At 69.0% G+C, this 18,108-nt stretch carries 21 protein-coding genes and 2 pseudogenes; 13 read left to right on the top strand and 10 right to left on the bottom strand.

Features of this window, described 5'->3' with window-relative positions; genetic code table 11:
• Positions 1 to 165: 165 nt before the first annotated feature.
• The 6 genes and pseudogenes from L0H79_RS12550 (at position 166) to L0H79_RS12525 (ending at position 4,533) form a co-directional block, all read left to right on the top strand.
• On the top strand, positions 166 to 486 hold the full coding sequence (locus L0H79_RS12550; protein ID WP_367652467.1) for a DUF2892 domain-containing protein: 321 nt from the start codon (positions 166 to 168) through the stop codon (positions 484 to 486).
• A complete protein-coding gene (locus tag L0H79_RS12545; protein WP_301484953.1) occupies positions 486 to 779 on the top strand; it encodes a hypothetical protein in 294 nt (97 codons plus the stop codon). The genes L0H79_RS12550 and L0H79_RS12545 overlap by 1 nt, the downstream gene beginning before the upstream one ends.
• A 425-nt stretch (positions 780 to 1,204) precedes the next feature.
• Positions 1,205 to 2,332 carry an NAD(P)/FAD-dependent oxidoreductase gene (locus tag L0H79_RS12540; protein WP_301484952.1) on the top strand — a complete coding sequence of 376 codons (1,128 nt, stop codon included), beginning with the start codon at positions 1,205 to 1,207 and terminating at the stop codon, positions 2,330 to 2,332.
• Positions 2,271 to 2,897: pseudogene (locus L0H79_RS12535) on the top strand (class I SAM-dependent methyltransferase); the annotation flags it as partial. The gene L0H79_RS12540 and the pseudogene L0H79_RS12535, both read left to right, overlap by 62 nt.
• A gap of 59 nt (positions 2,898 to 2,956) precedes the next feature.
• Positions 2,957 to 3,689, top strand: a pseudogene (locus L0H79_RS12530) (class I SAM-dependent methyltransferase).
• Complete coding sequence (locus tag L0H79_RS12525) at positions 3,676 to 4,533, top strand: DUF998 domain-containing protein (protein WP_301484951.1); 858 nt, start codon at positions 3,676 to 3,678, stop codon at positions 4,531 to 4,533. The pseudogene L0H79_RS12530 and the gene L0H79_RS12525 overlap by 14 nt, the downstream one beginning before the upstream one ends.
• Positions 4,534 to 4,747: 214 nt before the next feature.
• On the opposite strand, the gene L0H79_RS12520 is transcribed toward L0H79_RS12525, so the two are convergent.
• The 7 genes from L0H79_RS12520 to L0H79_RS12490 form a co-directional block, all read right to left on the bottom strand.
• Complete coding sequence (locus L0H79_RS12520; protein ID WP_301484950.1) at positions 4,748 to 5,311, bottom strand: hypothetical protein; 564 nt, start codon at positions 5,309 to 5,311, stop codon at positions 4,748 to 4,750.
• 3 nt (positions 5,312 to 5,314) lie between these two features.
• Positions 5,315 to 6,238 carry a zinc metalloprotease HtpX gene (gene htpX / locus L0H79_RS12515; protein ID WP_301484949.1) on the bottom strand — a complete coding sequence of 308 codons (924 nt, stop codon included), beginning with the start codon at positions 6,236 to 6,238 and terminating at the stop codon, positions 5,315 to 5,317.
• Between the two features lie 4 nt (positions 6,239 to 6,242).
• On the bottom strand, positions 6,243 to 6,521 hold the full coding sequence (locus L0H79_RS12510; protein WP_301484948.1) for a hypothetical protein: 279 nt from the start codon (positions 6,519 to 6,521) through the stop codon (positions 6,243 to 6,245).
• Positions 6,518 to 7,312 carry a PspA/IM30 family protein gene (locus tag L0H79_RS12505; protein WP_301484947.1) on the bottom strand — a complete coding sequence of 265 codons (795 nt, stop codon included), beginning with the start codon at positions 7,310 to 7,312 and terminating at the stop codon, positions 6,518 to 6,520. Before L0H79_RS12505 ends, L0H79_RS12510 begins: the two co-directional genes overlap by 4 nt.
• Positions 7,313 to 7,631: 319 nt before the next feature.
• A complete protein-coding gene (locus L0H79_RS12500; RefSeq protein ID WP_301484946.1) occupies positions 7,632 to 9,332 on the bottom strand; it encodes an AarF/ABC1/UbiB kinase family protein in 1,701 nt (566 codons plus the stop codon).
• 266 nt (positions 9,333 to 9,598) lie between these two features.
• On the bottom strand, positions 9,599 to 9,823 hold the full coding sequence (locus L0H79_RS12495) for an SHOCT domain-containing protein (protein ID WP_301484945.1): 225 nt from the start codon (positions 9,821 to 9,823) through the stop codon (positions 9,599 to 9,601).
• A gap of 3 nt (positions 9,824 to 9,826) precedes the next feature.
• Entirely contained in the window at positions 9,827 to 10,279 is a 453-nt protein-coding gene (locus tag L0H79_RS12490; RefSeq protein ID WP_301484944.1) for a hypothetical protein, read from the bottom strand.
• Between the two features lie 165 nt (positions 10,280 to 10,444).
• On the opposite strand from L0H79_RS12490, the gene L0H79_RS12485 reads away from it, so the two are divergent.
• The 6 genes from L0H79_RS12485 (at position 10,445) to L0H79_RS12460 (ending at position 15,072) form a co-directional block, all read left to right on the top strand.
• Complete coding sequence (locus tag L0H79_RS12485) at positions 10,445 to 10,771, top strand: glutaredoxin (protein WP_301484943.1); 327 nt, start codon at positions 10,445 to 10,447, stop codon at positions 10,769 to 10,771.
• Positions 10,771 to 11,757 carry a cytochrome c biogenesis CcdA family protein gene (locus L0H79_RS12480; RefSeq protein WP_301484942.1) on the top strand — a complete coding sequence of 329 codons (987 nt, stop codon included), beginning with the start codon at positions 10,771 to 10,773 and terminating at the stop codon, positions 11,755 to 11,757. The genes L0H79_RS12485 and L0H79_RS12480 overlap by 1 nt, the downstream gene beginning before the upstream one ends.
• Positions 11,754 to 12,386: a peroxiredoxin gene (locus L0H79_RS12475; RefSeq protein WP_301484941.1), complete on the top strand. Its 633-nt coding sequence runs from the start codon at positions 11,754 to 11,756 to the stop codon at positions 12,384 to 12,386. The genes L0H79_RS12480 and L0H79_RS12475 overlap by 4 nt, the downstream gene beginning before the upstream one ends.
• 106 nt (positions 12,387 to 12,492) lie before the next feature.
• Positions 12,493 to 12,750, top strand: coding sequence for a hypothetical protein (locus L0H79_RS12470; protein ID WP_301484940.1), 258 nt, complete (start codon positions 12,493 to 12,495; stop codon positions 12,748 to 12,750).
• Positions 12,751 to 12,991: 241 nt separating this feature from the next.
• Complete coding sequence (locus L0H79_RS12465; protein ID WP_301484939.1) at positions 12,992 to 13,600, top strand: ATP-binding cassette domain-containing protein; 609 nt, start codon at positions 12,992 to 12,994, stop codon at positions 13,598 to 13,600.
• On the top strand, positions 13,597 to 15,072 hold the full coding sequence (locus L0H79_RS12460) for an ABC transporter permease (protein WP_301484938.1): 1,476 nt from the start codon (positions 13,597 to 13,599) through the stop codon (positions 15,070 to 15,072). Before L0H79_RS12465 ends, L0H79_RS12460 begins: the two co-directional genes overlap by 4 nt.
• A 60-nt stretch (positions 15,073 to 15,132) precedes the next feature.
• Here the strand turns inward: L0H79_RS12460 and L0H79_RS12455 are convergent, their stop codons facing one another.
• From L0H79_RS12455 to L0H79_RS12445, 3 genes are all read right to left on the bottom strand, one after another.
• Positions 15,133 to 15,735 (bottom strand): DUF305 domain-containing protein, encoded by a 603-nt coding sequence (locus L0H79_RS12455; protein WP_301484937.1) that lies wholly within the window; start codon positions 15,733 to 15,735, stop codon positions 15,133 to 15,135.
• A 102-nt stretch (positions 15,736 to 15,837) separates the two neighbouring features.
• Positions 15,838 to 16,515 carry an ATP-binding protein gene (locus L0H79_RS12450; protein ID WP_301484936.1) on the bottom strand — a complete coding sequence of 226 codons (678 nt, stop codon included), beginning with the start codon at positions 16,513 to 16,515 and terminating at the stop codon, positions 15,838 to 15,840.
• A complete protein-coding gene (locus L0H79_RS12445; RefSeq protein ID WP_301484935.1) occupies positions 16,515 to 17,165 on the bottom strand; it encodes a hypothetical protein in 651 nt (216 codons plus the stop codon). Before L0H79_RS12445 ends, L0H79_RS12450 begins: the two co-directional genes overlap by 1 nt.
• Positions 17,166 to 17,622: 457 nt before the next feature.
• Between L0H79_RS12445 and L0H79_RS12440 the strand changes: the two genes are divergently transcribed.
• Entirely contained in the window at positions 17,623 to 17,889 is a 267-nt protein-coding gene (locus L0H79_RS12440; RefSeq protein WP_301484934.1) for an SHOCT domain-containing protein, read from the top strand.
• Positions 17,890 to 18,108 lie beyond the last annotated feature (219 nt).

Here is an 18,108-nt window from a genome sequence, read left to right as displayed (position 1 = left end):
GCGACCCCACCGCCTGGACCTGACCCCCGACGAACTTACGATCCTGACCACTAAGCCACCGTGACACCCGTGCCCGGCGGGGGCAAGGGGGTTGAGGTCCAGGCGGAGATTCTTCAGCCAACCTTCACGGATCCGACAGCGGTTTGAACACCTCCGACGCACACGATGAGAGTGGCAGCAGTCCGCCACAGCGACCGCGACGATGGATCGGCCAGGTGCCGAGCCAGGAACATGGAGTGCACGATGTCACCTCGATGGAGTGTAAACATCAGACCAGTCGAACGCGGGGCGCGAATCAGCCTCGGCCTGGTGGGCATCATCGGCGGGGTCCTGCTGCTTGCTGGCTCCCCCCCGGGGATCGTAGCGGTGTTGGAGGTCCTACTCATCCTCGCGGGTGCGGACCTGGTCGTCACCGGCATGACGGGGCACTGCCCGCTGTATGCGTGGCTGGCGCGGCGGACCGTCCAAGCCGACCGGAGGTCGTGATGGACGACACCGGGCGGGTCCCGCCCGCGAGGGCCCCCCGACCCGACGGGTCCGCGCATGACCCGCATCCGGCACCCGAGGACGGCGGCCGGACAGAGCCGCTCACCGGCGGGCACCGCGGTTCGCACCGCTGGATGATGATCGCCTGCTGCATCCCGATGATCGTGCTTGCCGTGGCACTCGTGGCATCGGGCACGGCCAACGCCGGCGTACTCATCGTCGCCCTGGTCTGCACCTTGGCGATGGCGCTGATGATGGGCGGCTCGGGCGACCACCACGGGCGGGGACGATAGCCCAATTCCAAGCCGGGACACCCGGAGCGGACTTGAAGCTCGTAGGCACTTCAGGTCGGACGATCGCGTTTGGTGCCTCAGCAGCCTGCTGGGCCAGCAGGACGCACCATGAGCACGGAGCAGACGGACGCATGGATCCCGAGCGGAGCACCTACATGAGCGAGCAACAAGCGGTGCCGCGAGCGGCGGTGTTGGCTGTGGTTGCCGGCGAAAGCGCCCGAAAGCGTATACAGGTCATCGCCCAAGGGGCCCTCGCGCACTAGTAGTTCATTCGCCGGCTCCGTCGCAGTGCCTTGGCCGCGCGGCGACTTCCACCTTCGAGGACATGAGGCACGAGGAGTCCAAGACCAATGGTTCGCCGCACTCGCGCTATGACACCGCTCGGCGCGGCAGCAGCCCCGCAAGGACGACGGGAGGGGCGAACGATGCACGTTGACTGGGATGCCATCGTGGTTGGGGGGAGCTTTGGCGGTCTGGCCGCCGCGATGGAGCTCGCCGGTGCGGGGCGGGTGCTGGTCATCGACCGCGAACCGATCGGGGCGGGTGAGACGTCCGCCTGTGGAACGCTGCTGGGCGTGCTGGAGCGTCTGGAGGCGCTGGAGGCGCTGGAGCAGGTGCACGAGGAGATCGTGCTGCACTTCGAGGGAGGACGGTCCCGACGCGTCGGGACCCGCTATCCGTTCGCTACCTTCGACTATCGCGCCCTCTGCCAGCTCCTGTTCGGCCGCACCGACGCCACTTTCGTGCAGGCCTCAGTGACCGGCATGGGAGACGGTGAAGTGAGCACGACCCTGGGCCCCCTCCGCGCTCGCCTGCTGATCGACGCGTCGGGCTGGCGCTCGGCCCTCGGTGGGGCGGCCCGGCCCGACCTTGTCCCGGCGGACGCGCTCGGCCTCGGGATCGAGCTTCGGGCACCCGTTGTGGGTGACGGGCTGCACTTTTGGGTCCGGCCCAGCCAGATGCCCTGCGGCGTGACGTGGCAGTTCCCCGCCGGCACGTCCAGCAGGGTCGGCATTGCCTGCTACCGCGGTCGCGGCGGTTTGAAGGCCCCGCTCGATGACTTTCTCGACAAGGAAGCCTTCCCGGACAGCACCCCCCCTCCGAAGGTGCACGGGGGGCTCATCCCGTCCCGGCTGCGTGACCCGGTTGCAGGCCCAGTACTTCTCGTCGGCGACGCGGCCGGACAGTGCCTTCCGCTCACCGCTGAGGGAATCCGGCCGGCACTGGTCTTCGGCCAGATCGCCGGACGCCTGGCCCGGCAGGCGCTGGACGGCGTCCTCACCCTTGAGCAGGTGCGCGAGCAGTACCGGCGGGAGGTCCGCGCACGGCGCCACCAGTACCGGCTTCTTGAGGGGATGCAGGCCATGCTGCTCCGCAGTCCCCAGCGGGTGCTTCCGATGTTCGCTTGGCTGTTCGGGAAGTCCCCGCTCACCGGGCCGGCCCAACGTGCCTACTGGGAGCTCGCCGATCCCGGGCTGCTCCAGCCGGGCCATGACCTTGCTGAGGCGCCCGCCCGGATCGGGGCAGCCGAAGTTCCCGAAGGAAGGAACTGAGGCCGTGATCGTCAGCGTCAGCCCGGAGGATGTGCCAGGTCCGTCCGGCTCGCGGCCCGGACCACAGTCAGCCCCTCGGGCGGGCCTGGCCGGTTTCGTCGCTTCCTTGCTCGGCGGCGACCTGCCGGTCACGATCAGCGCGTACGACGGCAGTGTCGCCGGTGCCGGCGAGGCCGCGGCCGGTATCGAGATCCGGTCGCCAGATGCGCTTCGCCGGCTGCTCACCGCTCCCGGCGAGCTCGGCGCAGCCCGTGCGTACGTGGCCGGCAACCTCGATGTCAAGGGCGACCAGTTTACCGCGCTGACGCTGGTCGAACGGTTCCCGGACCTGCACATCGGCGCCCGCGAGCGCCTGGCGGTCCTGCGGCTGGGGGGCCTGCGCGGGCTGCGTCCGCTCCCGCCGCCGCCGGAGGAGGTGCGGCTCCGTGGTCGGCAGCATCGCCGCGAGCGGGACGCTGCGGCCATCTCGCACCACTACGACATCTCCAACGAGTTCTACCGGCTGCTCCTCGGGCCGGCCATGACGTACTCGTGCGCGGTCTGGCCCGGCGAGGACACGACCCTCGAACAGGCCCAGCCGCCAAGCACGAGCTGGTCTGCCGCAAGCTGGGGCTGGAAGCGGGGATGCGCCTGCTCGACGTGGGCTGCGGGTGGGGCGGCATGCTGCTGCACGCGGCCCGCCTGCACGGGGTCAGCGCCGTGGGCGTCACCATCTCGGCCGCCCAGGCCGACTGGGCTCGCCCGGCTGTCCCACCGCGTTGAGGTGCGCCTGCAGGACTACCGTGACATCGACGACGGGCCGTACGACGCGATCAGCTCCATCGGGATGTTCGAACACGTCGGCCTGGCCCAGCTGGCCACCTACTTCGAGCGGCTGCACACCCTGCTGCGACCCGGTGGACGGCTGCTCAACCACGGCATCAGCACGCCGCGCGCGCGGACCCGACGAGCGCAGCCCACCTTCATCAACCGCTACATCTTCCCCGACGGCGAGCTGCACGAGCTGGGCGGCGTCGTCTCCGCGATGCACCGGCAGGGTCTGGAGGTGCGCCACGTGGAGAGCCTCCGCGAGCACTACGCCCTGACCCTGCGGGCCTGGACCGCGAACCTGGAAGTCGACTGGGACGCCGCGGTCGCGGAGGTCGGACTGACCCGGGCCCGCATCTGGCGGCTGTACCTCGCCGCCTGCGCGTTGGCGTTCGATGCCGGCCGGGTCCAGGTCCACCAGACACTCGCCGTGCGACCGCGGACTGAGCCGCTTCGCGCGCTCAGCGGCATGCCGCCGCGACCGCGCTGGGAGGACCCGCCGCTCGCAGGGAACCAAGTCGTAGCGGGAGGGTCACGTGAGCGCGACTGAACCCGGGAGACCGGGTTCGTGGGGCCGAGCGTCCCTGGTCGGAGCCGCCGGCGTCCTCGGCGCGTCGGGCGCGGTCGTGTTTCTGACCACGCTCGCCGCACTCCACGTCCTCCGACCGGACGTGGGCATCGCCTCGGACTACGTCAGCGACTACGCCAACGGGCCGTACGGCGCGTGGTTCACCGTCGCACTGTACGCCCACGGAGTGGGAAACCTGGCTCTGGCCACGGGGCTGGTGCTCACCCTCGTGCCCTCCCGCTCCGGTGGGACGGGGAGCGCCCTGTTGGGAGTCGCCGCCGCGGGGGTCCTCGTGGCGGCGACCTTCCCGACGGACCCGCCAGGAGCACCTTCCGTGGCGGGAACGATCCACCGTGCCGCGGTCACGGGCGCGTTCCCGATCGAGGTCCTCGCGCTCGTCCTTCTCGGCAGCGCCTTCAAGTCCTCCACGGGATGGCCGGGCTGGCGGCGCCCTACTTGGCAGACGGCTGGTCTCGCCGCGCTCACCCTGACCTGGTTCGCGGTCGCGGTGGCTCGCGACGCCGCACCCGGGATCCCGGAGCGGATCCTGTTGACGACTCTCGCGATCTGGGAACTGTCCGCCTCCGTACGACTGGGTCGGATTCGGCGAAGTCAGCGGCCAGCCGACGCACCAGTGCCGCCGCCGGGTGAGGGGGAACGCCACGCACGCACCACCTCGCGTGCTTCGAGCGCCTCGGTGCCTCCCACCCGAAGGCGCCACCGCTTGCTCAGCTCAACCGACCAATTCAGCCGACCGAAGTGCCCATCAGCTTCGGAAGTCTGGCCGGAGGCAGGCCGTCGAAGGGCCCCCCTCGAGCGGCATTGAGCAGGGCTGGGACCATCGGCCCCTCTTGCATGCCGCTCTGCGCGGTGTCTGGGTGGCCTGTCTTGCTCGTGGATGCTGCTCTGCGCGAGCGCCAGCTTTCTCGTCGAGTTCGGACAGTGGGTCAGAACCGGCCGTCCGCCGGCTTGGTGGGGGACCCCGACAGAAGGGGGCTGGTGCAGAGGTTGCGCGCAGGGAAGGCCTGCGGCAACCCGGGTCATAGTCCGGGGGCGTCGTAGACCGGGAACCAGCGGCTCAGGTCCTGCTCCATGCGCAGGTCGTCCTGGACGACTGCCTTGACCTGCAGCTCCAGGGCGCTGTCTCGGTGCTCCCCGGGGGCGGGGGCGTAGGGGTACCAGGTGCCCCGTTTGTAGAGGTAGATCAAGCCCAGCGGTCGGTGGTCGTCGGCGAAGGCGACGACGGTGCACAGCAGCGCCGCCCCGTAGCCCGCTTCGACCAGGCTGGTGTTGACCGCGTGCAGGTCGGTGACCAGTCCCTCGAGGTTATCGGGATCACCGGGGCGCCTCAGCCACGAATACCCGAACCGGTCGGTGGTTGAGGTGAACCTGCCCTCGTCGAGGACGAGCAGGGCTTCGATGTGCTCGGTGAGGCCGGTGAATGCGCCTCCTTCGGCGGCCTTGAAGCACACCGCGCCCGTCCCGGTTGGCCGGAACCTGGTCGCTGCCTGCAATGTGACGGCGGCGGAGGGAAGGGCGAAGAGCTGGTCAAGGTTGGGTGGGACCGGTTTGCTGCGGCCCAGCAGGGTGTCGAGGAATCCCACGGTTCATCCCTCCTTCCCGAGCTGCCGGGAGATCCCGGCCAGTTGGGTCAGCCGCTGTTCGAGGGGTGGATGGGTGGCGAACAGGGAGGACAGGCTGGCTCCGGGGGCCAGGGCAGGTGCGAAGAAGAACGCGTTGAACGCCTGCGCTTCCCGAAGGTCTCGGCGCGGGATCGTGGCGATCTCGCCGGTGATCTTCGTCAGCGCCGATGCCAAGGCCGACGGCTGCCCAGTCAGCAGGGCACCCGCTCGGTCGGCGGCCAGCTCGCGGTACCGGGACAGGGCCCGGGTCAGCAGGAACGACACCCCGTAGACCACCGCCGAGACCGCGACCACGGCCATCACGACGAGGGCCAGGTTGTCCCCGTCGTCATCGGTGCGGCGCCCGCCACCCAGCGCCCCGGAGTAGCCGGCGAACAGGCCGAAGCGGGTGATCAGTCCGGCTAGGACCCCGAGGAAGGACGCGATCGTCATGACGGCGACGTCCCGATGCGCGACGTGCGACAGCTCGTGGGCCAGCACCCCCTCGAGCTCCTCGCCATCGAGCCGGCGCAGGATGCCGGTCGTCACGCACACGACCGCCTTGCTGGGGCTTCGGCCCGTGGCGAAGGCGTTCGGAAGGTCGACGTCGGCCACGGCGACCGCCGGCTTCGGCATGTCGGCAAGGGCGCACAGCCGGTCGATCGCACCGTGCAGCTGCGGAGCCTCTTCGGGCGTCACGATCCTGCCGTGCATCGCGTAGAGGGCTATCCGGTCGGAGAACCAGTACTGGGCGAACAACAACGCGGCGGCGATGACGACTGCCAGGACCGCGCTCTTCAGCAGAGCGAAGAGGGCGACCGTGAAGGCGACATAGAGCAGACCGAGAAGGAACGTGGTGAGCACCATCCGGCCTGCCAGTCCCCGGTCCGGCTGGAACCTCGTGCGCATGGTCTCAGCCCGGGATCAGGCCCTGCTCGCCGAGCAGGGCTCGGACCTCGGCGAGGCTGCTTCCCTCGCCGGGCAGGATCGCGTCGGAGGCGGTCAGGGCGTCGTCGGGTAGCGGGCTGCCAAGGGCGCGGACCCGCTCGAGCAGCGCGGTCAGGGTTTGCTGGTATGCCGCTTCGTCGCCGGCGGTAACCGCCGCGGCCAAAGCGTCGTCGAGGCCGTTGAGCTCTGGCTCGTGCCGGTCGGCCAGCTCGCGCTGGCCCTCACCCAGTATGCGAATGATCATGACTGCTCCTCCGAGGTCCGGTCAGGGCTTGTCGCGGATGCGTTGCCGATCGCTGCCGGCGCGGAAGCGGCCGGGAGCGCACCAGCTTCGGGGGGTGCATGCAGGCCCCGCCGGAGCGAAGCAAGCTGCGCCTCCACATCGGACGCTGAGGCGACCCGTTCGAGCTCAAGCTGGATGTCGTCCTTCCCGCTTGTGGCGTCCTCCAACGCGCCGGACGCCAACAGCTCGTCGATTGCCCCGGCGCGGGCCTGTAGCTGGGCGGTCTTGTCCTCGGCGCGTTGCATCGCCAAGCCGACATCGCTCATCTCCTCGCTGATGCCCGAGACCGCCTCACCGATCCGTGACTGTGCCTCCGCGGCGGTGTAGCGGGCCTTGATCGTCTCCTTCTGCACCCGAAAGGCCTCGACCTTGGCCTGCAGGCGCTGCGAAGCGGCGGTCAGCTTGTCCTGCTCGGCTCGCAGGGACTCCTGCTGCTGGGCCATATCGGCCATCTGCTGTTGCGTGGCCGAGCGACGTACGAGCGCCTCCCGGGCCAGGTCCTCCCTGCCGGCAGTCATCGCGCTCGCGGCCTGCTGCTGCAGCTTGCTCAGCTGACCGCCCAGCTGCTGGAGCTGAAGCTCCACCCGTTTGCGGCTGGTGGCCACATCTGCGAGGCCGCGTCGGACCTTCTGCAACATCTCGAGCTGCTGCTGGTACGAGTAGTCGAGGGTCTCGCGTGGGTCCTCGGCCCGGTCCAGGGCCTTGCTTGCCTTTGCCTTGAACAGCAGGGCGATTCTCTGACTGAGGCTCATCATGGTTCCTTTCGACGACCCGACTGGCGCGGGCCATGGCTGGCGATGGCCGCCCCGGATCCGAGCCCGGGACCTGGTCACCTCCCAAGGGTCGCCCCAACGGGTTGTGGTTTCTCTGACAGGTTGGTCAACGTTTGACGTTGCTTTGAGGACCGCGGTCTCTGGGCACTCCGGGCCGCTTCAGGGATGGACGATATTTCGTCCAGCAGATCCCAATTGGGCCATTGGTCCTCGTCCCTACGGGGGCCGACGGAGGCGGGTTCGCTACGCCCCCGGCTGTACCGGCCATCGGACCAAACCAGAAGTCATGGTGGCCGCACTACGAGCTGGGTGGGCGGCGCCACAACCGCTGACCGACCAACGGGCCACGCCGCCCGCTCCGTGACTTCCCGTCGGCAGTGGGGCGCCCCACGAGGGCCCGGTAGCTGGTGCCCGCCGCAACCGCGCCGATGGCCAGGAGTCGGATACGGGTCGCGCGGCGCGTAGCCGAGCCGCCAATGAGGCTACCGAGCGCATCGAGGGCGGCTCCTGCGACCAGGGCCGTGACGATCCGGTCGCCCAGCTGCCGGTTCGCGGCTGCTAGGGCACGCAGGTCGTCCTCGGCGAGGCGAACCTGCAGGGTGCCGCCCTCGAAAGCACCCATGAGGTTGCGGAGGGACTGGGGCGCGTCCCGACCGAGCCCGGCGATGGTGCCCGAGAGGGCGACGAGCCGGCGGGTGATGTCAAGCGGATCAAGGTTGCGGGCGAGCAGCTGCTCCGCGTAGGGGGCGATGACCTCCGAGAACTGGAAGTCGGGGTCGAGGCGCTCGCCCATGCCCTCGGCCATGATGAGCGTCTTCAGGAGCAGCGCCACGTGCTGGGGGAGTCGCATGTGGTGGCGTCTCAGGATCGTGTTGACGTCCGAGATCAACGCCCCGACGGGCAGCTCGGTGAGCGACCGACCGCCGAATCTACCGACGAGGGCATCGACGTCCGCCATCAAGGTCGAGCGGTCGACAGGTGCTGACGTCGTCGTCAGCGCGCTGAGCGCGGATACGACCCGTTCCGGGCTCATGCTGATGACCGCCCCGAGCAAAGCCACCAGGCGCTGGCGGAGGTCGATGTCGATCTCGTCGACCATGCCGAAGTCGATGATCCCCAAACGTCCGCCGTCGAGGACGAAGAAGTTGCCTGGGTGGGGGTCCGCGTGGAAGAACCCGTCCTCGAAGACCATCTTGCACAGGGTTCTCGCGGCGAGCGTGGCGAGCTCGTGCCGATCGATGTGCGCGGCGTCGAGCGCCTGCAGGTCGGAGATCTTCAGGCCCCGGATTCGCTCGAGCGTCAGGACCCTGGCGGTCGTCTGGTCCCAGATCACCTTGGGGAAGACGACCCGGGTCTCGTCGGCGAAGTTGCGGGCGAACCGTTCGGCGTTGCGGCCCTCGGCCAGGTAGTCCAATTCGTTGCGGAGGGTCTGGGCGAAGTCCTGCACCACCGCGACGAGGTCGTAGTCCCGCGCGAGCTGGGAGCGCCGCTGCGCCCGCTGCGCGAGGTCTGCGATGATCTCGAGGTCACGGGTCACCGACTCGATCGCGCCAGGACGACGGACCTTGACCACCACCTCCGCTCCGTCCACGGTTGCCGCGTGGGCCTGTCCGATGGACGCGCTGGCCAGTGGAATCGCCTCGAGGTCCGAGAGCCGTGCGGTGGAGCCGAGCTCTTCGGCCAGAGCGGCCATGATCTCGACCGTTGCCACCGGGGCCGCAGCGTCCTGCAGCAAGGCCAGCTCAGCGGCATAGTCCTGCGGCAGAAGGTCGGGACGCGTCGAGACCACCTGCCCGAGCTTGATGAACGTCGGCCCCAGCTGTTCGAGCGCGAGGCGAAGATGCTCGGGTTGCGAGTAGGTCCTGCCTCGCTCGTGGCCGGGCAGGCCCCGGCGGAACGGGAACGTGCCCGCCAGACCGGCCGCGCCCACCAGATAGCCGAACCCGTGTATGGAGAGGACGTCGACGATCTCGCGGTAACGGTCCGCTCGGGAACTCACTGGACTTCTCCTCCCGTCGCTCTGAGGGCGATGGTGATGCTCACTGGTGCTCGCTGTGCGCACCGGTGGTGCTCTGGACGGAGGCGGCCGAGGGGTTCCCCGTACGCCAATGCTCAAGGCGCCACGCATCCGCTCCAGCTCGGATCACAGAATGCGTTGACCCCGCTGCCGGACTACGAGGCCTGAGCAGCGCTCCGGAGGGGAAACGCCTGCCACGGGGCTGGCACTGCGAGGACCAGGGGGACAGAGAGGGGCGCCGCACAGTTTCAGTGCCCGTCTGCGAGGTGTTGGCGTCGCTGCTGGTACTCGTCGATGCCGATCTGGCCGCGTGCCAGCTGCTCGTCGAGCTCGGCACGTGCGCCTGTGGCGAGCGGGGCCTCAGGATCAACGCGACCGAATAGCGAGCCAGCCGCGTAGGCGACGATCGCCCAGAAGCCGGTCGTGCCCAGACCGAGGAGCGCCCACAGCGTCCAGTGCGTCGCGCCCATCATCACTCAATGGTGGCCGTCGTGCCCGTCCGTGGTGGTCACGGCAGGTGTCGGGGTGGGGGCCGGCGACTGCGAGCCTGCTCCGCTGATGGCGGGACCGACCACGAACGCGGACAGGGAGAACAAGGTGGTGAAGACCGCGACCCCGATCGCGGGAGCCCACATCGTCTGGAACCTCGATCGCAGCCGCCTGAGCAGCGGGATGCTCATGAGCAGTCCCACGACGTAGAGGATGCCGTTGCCGAGTACGCCGGTGAGCAGTGCGGCCCCCGCGAGCAGGCCGATGTGGTGCATGACGTGGGGCAGGATCCCGAGCGCTGCACCGATGCCGGCTCGGATGGTCGCCCAGACACTGCGTGGGCCACGCTTGGGCCGAGCGGCCAGGTCGCCGTCCACCGCGGTCGAGCCCGCACCTGCGGGAGCCGGCACAGGCTCGTACTGGCTGGTCACGTTGGTCATCTGTGCTCCTTGGTGCCCTATGTGCTGATGGCTCCAGTGTGGCTGCCGCGGGCTGTGCATACGCGGTAGGACGAGTGAAGGTCCGATGAAGCCTCCGGACTGGGAACATCGAATCTTGACCGACCCTTCATCGTGCGGCGGGGGTTGCAGCTGGACGCTTCTGCCATGAGTTCCGCATCCTTGCGCCCACGTCCGGACAGCACTTCGGTCTCTAAGGCTCCGCCTGCCCCTGTCGACGTCACGGTCGTCACGTCCCAGGCCTGCCACCTGTGCGAGGACGCCCTCGAGGAGCTCGCTCACCGTACCGATGAGCTGACGGCCACCGTCGTCCCGGCTGACACGCCGCTCGGGCGCCAGCTGGTGCAACGTCACCGGCCGGGCATGTTCCCTCTGGTGCTCGTTGATGGACTGTTCTTCAGCTCCGGGCGGCTGCCGAGGCGCAAGCTCGACCAGGTACTCGCCGCCCGGGCCCGTGGGTCGGTGTCGTCCTGATGGGCGCCGAGCTCCTCGCGACCGGCAGCATCCTCGCGGCCTTCTTCGCCGGTGGGGTGGCCCTGTTCGCACCGTGCTGCATCGTCTTCATGGCCCCGAGCTACCTTGCGGCGGCGGCGAAGAACGAACGCTGGCGCCTGCTGCCCCTGACGTTCGTCTTCGCGGGCGGGCTTGCGCTGGTGCTGGTGCCGATCACCTTGGGCGCCAGCTTGCTCGCGGGGGCCATCGCCAAGTACCACGTGCCGCTCTACTGGGGTGGCGGGCTGCTCATGATCGGCATTGGCGTCCTTGCCCTGTCCGGTCGCATGTGGTCGATGCCCTCCTTCCTCAAGGCGCCGGACGCGAACCGGGGGGACAGCGCAACGTTCTTCAGCCTCGGCGTGTTCTCCGGTATCGCGTCGAGCTGCTGCGCACCGGTCCTCGCGGGCGTGATGACTCTGTCGGCGCTCTCCGGGTCGCCGTTCGGGGGGGCGGCGCTTGGCCTGGCCTTCGTGTTCGGGATGGTGCTGCCCCTGTTCGTCATGGCGCTGATCTGGGACAAGGCCCGACTCGGCGAACGGCGCTGGCTGCGGGCCAAGTCCATCCGCCTGCGGATCGGCGCACGGACGCTGCGGACGAACACGGTGAACCTCGCCGTCGCCGTCGCGTTCACCGTGATGGGTGTGGCCGTGATCGGGTTGGCGGGGTCCCCGGACATGACGCGCGGAACGGATGCGCAGTATGCCGCCGGGGCCGGTCTGACGGGTCTCAGCGCGCGTGTGCTCGACTGGCTCGCGCCGGTTCCCGAGCCGCTGCTCGGGCTCGGCCTGTTCGCCCTGGCCGGCGTGTTCGTCTGGGCCACCCTGCGCGACCGGCCTGCCCGCGGGCCTCGCGAGACGGCATACGAACCGGGCGATGAGGAAACGGCCGCCGAAGCTGCACCACGCACCCCCGACTGCCACGCCGACCACTCGAACGCGCACGCACCTGGAAGGGCACAGCGATGACCGCCAAGACAACGAGCAAGCGCACCGCCGCGCATCAGGCCCACCAGGCCCATCAGGCCCATGCTCGGGCCGAGCAAGAACGCCTCGCCCGACACAGGCGCACCCGACGGCTGGTGACCATTGCGCTCACCGTGGCCGTCCTCGGCCTGATCGGCTTCGCCCTGGTGAAGGCGGTCCCGACCAGCGGCTCGACGGCCGCGGCGGCTCCGGGCTTCAGCCTGAAGACGACCGCAGGCACGACGGTGTCCCTGTCTGACTACCGCGGCAAGCCTGTGGTCCTCTACTTCAACGAGGGGGCCGGCTGCGCGTCCTGCACCGCGCAGATGGCCGAGATCGAGAAGGACGCAGCCTTCCAGGCCTCCGGCATCACCGTGCTGCCGATCGTCATGAACACCGCCGAGCAGATCGTCCCCGACCTGCAGCAGTACGGGGTGCGAACGCCTTACCTGCTCGACGACGGCTCCACATCGAAGGCCTACGGGACCCTCGGAACCGGTATGCACGAAGGGCTTCCCGGCCACGGGTTCGTCCTCATCGACAAGGACGGGGTCAAGCGCTGGTTCGGCAACTACCCCTCGATGTTCGTCGCTCCCGCTGACCTGCTGAAGGAAGTCCAGACCCGGCTCTGACGTTTCCGGCGCTTCCGAGGATGGCTTGGGTCGAGCCCTCCCGGCGTTGCGACCCGCGCGGGGCAACACATACGGATGAGTCGTCCTTCGATGAGAGGAGACAACGATGAGCACACCTCCTGAGATGCGCGGACCTCAGCACGACCTGCATGTGACCCCAGATGGCCACCCCCCGCTGCACACCGGTCACACCGGGCGGGGTCATGGATGGATGATGTGGCTGATGTGTCTGCCGATGGTCATCTTCGCCCTCGTGCTCATGACCACGACGTCCGCAGGCGCCGCCGCGCTGCTGCCTGCGCTCCTCTGCATCGCGATGATGGCGCTGATGATGGGCATGCACGGCCGAAACGGTGGGCACTGACGTTGCTGGCGGCCGGAGGGAACCGCCCTTGACTCGCTGCGTGACCCGCGTCCGGCTATCGGGAATCTTGACCAAAGGACCGGGCTGAACTTCATGATCCCGGTGGAGGATGGAAGATGACAGGCAGCAGACCGGTCATGCCAGCGAGGTGAGCACAATGTCCGCCACTGCCCATGCTTCCATCGGTCCGGCACTCGCCCAACCGGACCACACTTCGGGGTCGCTTCTTGCGGCTCAGGGTGTGGAGAAATCCTTCACCCGCTGGCGCTGGGTCGGCCGCCGACGTCTTCCCGTCCTGACCGGTGCCGACCTCACCCTCTCGCGGGGCGAAGTTGTCGGCCTGGTGGGCGAGAACGGCTCGGGCAAGACGACCCTGATGCGCATCCTCGTCGGTGACCTGGCCGCGGATTCCGGCACCGTCGAACTGTCCGGCACGATGGGCTACTGCCCGCAGCAGCCGGTCGTCTATCCGAGATTGACGTGCGACGAGCACTTCGAGCTCTTCGGTGGGGCCTACCAAATGAGCCCGACGTCGGAACGCGAGGCCAGGCGGGCGCTCTACGACGAGCTCGGCTTCGAGAGGTTCGCCTCGACCCGAGCCGACCAGCTCTCCGGGGGCACGCTCGCGAAGCTCAACCTCGGCCTGGCCCTGCTGCCCGACCCCGACGTGCTCCTCCTCGACGAGCCGTATGCCGGCTTCGACTGGGACACCTACCAGAAGTTCTGGGGACTGGTGGAGGAGCGACGCAGCCGTGGCCGCAGCGTGCTGATCATCAGCCACTTCGTCGCCGACGAGCAGCGGTTCGACCGCATCGTCAAGCTCCGTGACGGCAGGACGTGGTCCGTGTGACCGCCGCGCTGCTGGAGCGCCGGTTCCTCGCCGACTATGCGCGCACGGGCACCAACCTTCTGCTGCTCGTGCTCGTGCCGGTGACCTTCGTGATCGTCGCCGCGCCGACGCTCGCGGATGCGGCGAAGATCCTGGGCGGCGCACGCGGGGGACCGGGCATCGAAACAGTCACCGCAGGCTGGGCCGCCGCATTCCTGACGGGCATCGCCATGTACTTCCAGGTCGCCTCCTCCCGGGCCACCGACCGCCGGCTGGTCCTCGCCGGCCTGTCCCGAGCTCGGCTGGCCACCGCCCGCCTGCTCACCGGGGCGGGGCTCGCTGTCGCCGCGACCGCCGCAGCTCTCATCGCCCTCGCCGCGCGCCAGGGCCTGGCCGACCCGGTCCGGATCATCGCCGGCACGGCAATGTTCGCGATCGTGTACCTGGCCATCGGGGCAGTGGTGGGGGCGCTGGTGCCGACTCCGGTCAACGGGACCGTCCTGCTGTTGTTCGTCTGGATCCTCGACGTCTTCTTCGGCCCCAGCCTGAGCGGCTCTACCTCGCCGCTGCTGCGGGTGCTGCCGACCCATTTCATCTCACTGTGGACCGTCAACCAACCTCCCGGGCACGGGGGTCCGAGCACCTTGGCGTGGTCGGGCGTGTGGATCGTGGGTGCGCTGGCGGCGGCATACCTCGTCGTCGCCGCGACACCGGGGCGCAGGCCAGCCGCGGCGCCCACCCGGCCGGCGGGTCAGCTGCGGGTCGGGCTGCGGATGGGCCTGAACGACTGGAAACGGACGCCGCTGCTGTGGCTGCTGCTCGCCGCCGTCCCTGCCGTCTTCATCCTCCTGTCCGCGGCCATCACTCCTCACGGCAGCTCGCCCGTGGTCGTCCGGGAGCTCGGCGTTCAGATCACGACCATCATGGACCCGGCGATGATCCACCCCGGCACGATGGCCCCGGAGGCGATCGCCTCGCTGGCCGCGCTCGTGGGCGTGTTCATCGTCCTCGACGCCCGGGCGGCCGACCGACGCCTCGTCCTCGCGGGACAACGCGCCTTCGTTGCAGTCGCCACGAGGGTCGCCCTGGTGATGCTCGCCGCGGTCGTGGCGACCGTGGTCTCGCTCGCGGTGACCGCCACCGTCTTCACCGCCGAACAGTGGGCCGTCTACGGGCTGGGCAGCCTCGTCATCGCCATCACGTACGGACTCATCGGCATGCTGCTCGGCCCGATCTTCGGGCGAGTCTCCGGGGTCTTCATGGCCTTCCTGCTCCCCTTCATCGACCTCGGCCTGGGACAGAGTCCGATGCTCGGCGGCGACCCGGCCGACTGGGCACTCTGGATGCCGGGGTACGGCGGCATGCGCGTGCTCATCGACGGCGGCCTGACCGCCAGCTTCGACGAGGGCCCCATCCTCGCCGTTGCCCTCGCGTGGATCGTGGTGCTGGCCGGCGCTGTCGTGGTGCTCCTTCGCCGGACAATCAGAGGCTGAGCAAGATCGCCGGAATCCCGAAGGCCGGCGAGCAAGATCCGCGTCCTCCTGGTGGCCAGGTCAGGACATGGCCCTCATCTTGGCGATCTCGTCCGTCTGGGCCTTGATGACGGCATCAGCGAGGGTCTTCACGTCGGGGTCCTCGGTGGTGGCCAGCACTTGGCGCGCCATGGCGATGGCCCCCTCGTGATGGGCGATCATCATCGACGTCCACTTCTGGTCGAAGGCCTTTCCGTCGGCCTGCTCGAGGGCCTCCATGTCCGCGTCGCTCATCATGCCGCTGCCCGTGCCCCCATGATCCATGCCGCCCATCGGTGTGGCCGCTCCCCACTTCTCCAACCAGCCGGTCATTGTCTGGATCTCGGGGTCCTGGGCCTGCTTGATCGCCGTCGCCAGCTCACGGACCTGACTGGAGGCGTCAGTCTTGCCCAGGGCGATCTCGGCCATCTCCACTGCCTGCTCGTGGTGCGGAATCATCATCTGGGCGAACATGACATCGCCGGCCCGACCGGCGGCAACTGAGGTCGACGACGCGCTGCTCGACGTGCCGTGGCCGTCCATCCCAGGGGAGGTGTTGCTGGACGTGCCCCCGCACGCGGCCAGCAGGCCGGACAGCCCTACGGCTGCGCCCAGCAGGACGAGACGGCGAACGGATGAGCGCATGAGTGACTCCTGGCGTGGACGGCGACGGACTCGCACCAACCTGCCTCACGCTTGCTCACGAATCGTCAGGATTCGATGAAGGTTTGATGAAGACGGTAGCCCTCAGCGCAAGCCGCGTCGCTCATGGGGCAACGGGCCGGCCTCAGGGCCCCGTAGCCGACCGTCCACCGGGAAATGGGCGGAGCAGCACTCTGGCAGTTCGGCGCGCAGGATCGACAGAGCCACCGATGCCTTCTCGAGGAAGTCGCCCTCTGCTTCGACGACGAAGCGGCGTGGGTGCGCCTGCCAGACCTCTAGGATGCGGGCATCAATCTTCGCCGCGAGTCCAGCAGGCTCGGTTCGCAGAGGGTTCTGATGGTTGTAGCCCTGATCCTGCGACGGCGTTCGGAGATGCAGCACCACGTCATATCGCGCAAGTTCCGCCGCCAAACTCGTCCCAGTCTCCCGCCAGAAGTCCTCCGCACCGCCGGGCCAGTAGGCGAGCCCATCGAGCGTGCCCCGGTCGCACAGGACGATAGCCGGGTTCTGGAAGTCCCCGGTGACTTCGAGCTCGCGTTGGACGTGGAAAATCGCGCGTTGACCGGCCCGCCGGTAGGTCTCATGGGGTGCTCGGGGAAACCCGCCGCCGAAGACAATGCCTGCCGCCTCCGGGAGGACCTTCACGTGGCGGCACAGGGAGCGCATCACCAGCTCGAGCACGGCCGTCTTTCCGGCTCCAGGGCCGCCCGTCAGGACCACTCGGCGGCGATCATGCGGTCCAGCACACCCACACTCGACCATCAGAACCCCTCAGTCGCATCAGGCGCGCGGTGGCCGGTCGGCTGAACGCCCCATTTCTCCAGGAGGGCCAGCACAGCAAAGGCCGGGTCGCGCACTTGGGCGTGCCGCAGGACCGACCAATGGTCGCGAAGGTACTGCTGGAGGTACTGCACGACGTGACGCATCGGTACCGTGGTCCACGGTCCCTGACGCACTTCTGCAGGTGAGTCGCCGAACGCGACCATCCGAATGGCGTGCCCGGCCGGGGTCATCGCATGACCACGACTCAGCAGCTGACGCGTGAGGTCAGAAGCGTGATCGGCGGGACAGCAACCGAACCGGGTCAGCGCTACTTCCAGAACGGCCGGATCGCGAAGGGGCGCGTTCAAGCGCGCCCTGCCCTCCTTGACCTCGCCGACGATCATGTCCGGGCGGTCCGAAGCGCAGCCCAGCATGGGGTCGACGGCGACTGCCGCTCGCGTGAGCGGCTGGTGTCCGCGACTTGTGACGATATCGTGCCCGGCGCCGGCGAAGCGGTAGGCCAGGATGTCGAGGTCCGTGACCGTGCGCACTTGCCCCGCACGGCCGGCCTCAAGAACCGGGTACTCCACCACGGTGAAGTAGCCGTTGACGTGCAGGTACGCCTGTACTAACCCGACGGCCGTGTCCATGGGGGCCTCCTCTCAAGCGAGCCTCGCGTCGCCGGGTTGAGATGCGCAATGGGTTTGGTCAAGGTTCTCTGTTGCCCACGTGACCCGACCGACCGCGTCAGCACCTGTCCGCACCCCAGGCGAAACAGCGCCGGTAGTCGACGACGCTGCTGGCCCGGCGTGGCCGCCGTCCTTGGGCGGCCCCTGATCGTCGCGTGCTTTCCCACGAACGCCGCCGTCAGTGGGGTGGCGTCGGGCCAGCGCGCAGGAGTCGACGCGTTTGACCCAAAAACCGACCCACGGGTCCGGGGGTTTCGCGGACAGTCGAGGCGCCAGAGTTGGTCACCGCGATGACAGGGCGGGGAATCGACACATGATCTTGAGGTTTCCGCCGAGGAGACGACACATGCGGGCGGCAAGGTAGTGGGTGAGGCGAGGGCCACAAGCGGCCCCTCGTGAACGAAGGAAGGTCATTGACATGATGGGTTGGTATGGGTCCGGGATGGGCTTTGCGGGATGGTTCTTCATGGGCCTCTTCTGGCTCGTGCTGTTGGGCGTGATCATCTGGGCGGTGGTTCGCCTTCTCCCCACGCGCCACCAGGGGCACGGCGGCCCCAGCGCCACCGAGACGCCAGAGGAGATTCTGGATCGTCGCTTCGCCCGGGGCGAGATCGACGTCGAGACGTACCAGGCGCAGCGGACGGCGTTGGTGCAGTCCCGCGGCGATCGGCAGAGCCGGCCGTGACGCTCGCTGGCGAGGCGCCGGGACGCGGCAGGCGGGTGGACCGCTGGCCGGTGGTGGCGCTCGTGGTGGCCTCGGTGCTCCTCGTCGCCTCCATCGTTATGGCGGCTGTCGGCGTCCTCGGGCCCGCCCCATGGCGGTCCGCCTCACTGTGGGGCGCAGCCGACAGTACGCGTGGCATGCCGTGGACCGGCTCCGACCAGAGGGCGGCGGCATGATGGA

The organism is Intrasporangium sp. (genome assembly GCF_030452765.1).
Lineage (GTDB): Bacteria > Actinomycetota > Actinomycetes > Actinomycetales > Dermatophilaceae > Intrasporangium_A.
This window is presented reverse-complemented; position numbering and strand designations above follow the sequence as displayed.

What these genes read in the sequence shown, in the direction of transcription:
- L0H79_RS12445 (WP_301484935.1), bottom strand. Translation starts at nt 17,165, where the DNA reads ATGGACACGGCCGTCGGGTTAGTACAGGCGTACCTGCACGTCAACGGC.
- L0H79_RS12545 (WP_301484953.1), top strand. Translation starts at nt 486, where the DNA reads ATGGACGACACCGGGCGGGTCCCGCCCGCGAGGGCCCCCCGACCCGAC.
- L0H79_RS12495 (WP_301484945.1), bottom strand. Translation starts at nt 9,823, where the DNA reads ATGATGGGCGCGACGCACTGGACGCTGTGGGCGCTCCTCGGTCTGGGC.
- L0H79_RS12490 (WP_301484944.1), bottom strand. Translation starts at nt 10,279, where the DNA reads ATGACCAACGTGACCAGCCAGTACGAGCCTGTGCCGGCTCCCGCAGGT.
- L0H79_RS12470 (WP_301484940.1), top strand. Translation starts at nt 12,493, where the DNA reads ATGAGCACACCTCCTGAGATGCGCGGACCTCAGCACGACCTGCATGTG.
- L0H79_RS12485 (WP_301484943.1), top strand. Translation starts at nt 10,445, where the DNA reads ATGAGTTCCGCATCCTTGCGCCCACGTCCGGACAGCACTTCGGTCTCT.
- L0H79_RS12480 (WP_301484942.1), top strand. Translation starts at nt 10,771, where the DNA reads ATGGGCGCCGAGCTCCTCGCGACCGGCAGCATCCTCGCGGCCTTCTTC.
- L0H79_RS12455 (WP_301484937.1), bottom strand. Translation starts at nt 15,735, where the DNA reads ATGCGCTCATCCGTTCGCCGTCTCGTCCTGCTGGGCGCAGCCGTAGGG.
- L0H79_RS12475 (WP_301484941.1), top strand. Translation starts at nt 11,754, where the DNA reads ATGACCGCCAAGACAACGAGCAAGCGCACCGCCGCGCATCAGGCCCAC.
- L0H79_RS12440 (WP_301484934.1), top strand. Translation starts at nt 17,623, where the DNA reads ATGATGGGTTGGTATGGGTCCGGGATGGGCTTTGCGGGATGGTTCTTC.
- L0H79_RS12510 (WP_301484948.1), bottom strand. Translation starts at nt 6,521, where the DNA reads ATGATCATTCGCATACTGGGTGAGGGCCAGCGCGAGCTGGCCGACCGG.
- L0H79_RS12540 (WP_301484952.1), top strand. Translation starts at nt 1,205, where the DNA reads ATGCACGTTGACTGGGATGCCATCGTGGTTGGGGGGAGCTTTGGCGGT.
- L0H79_RS12505 (WP_301484947.1), bottom strand. Translation starts at nt 7,312, where the DNA reads ATGAGCCTCAGTCAGAGAATCGCCCTGCTGTTCAAGGCAAAGGCAAGC.
- L0H79_RS12450 (WP_301484936.1), bottom strand. Translation starts at nt 16,515, where the DNA reads ATGGTCGAGTGTGGGTGTGCTGGACCGCATGATCGCCGCCGAGTGGTC.
- htpX (WP_301484949.1), bottom strand. Translation starts at nt 6,238, where the DNA reads ATGCGCACGAGGTTCCAGCCGGACCGGGGACTGGCAGGCCGGATGGTG.
- L0H79_RS12550 (WP_367652467.1), top strand. Translation starts at nt 166, where the DNA reads ATGAGAGTGGCAGCAGTCCGCCACAGCGACCGCGACGATGGATCGGCC.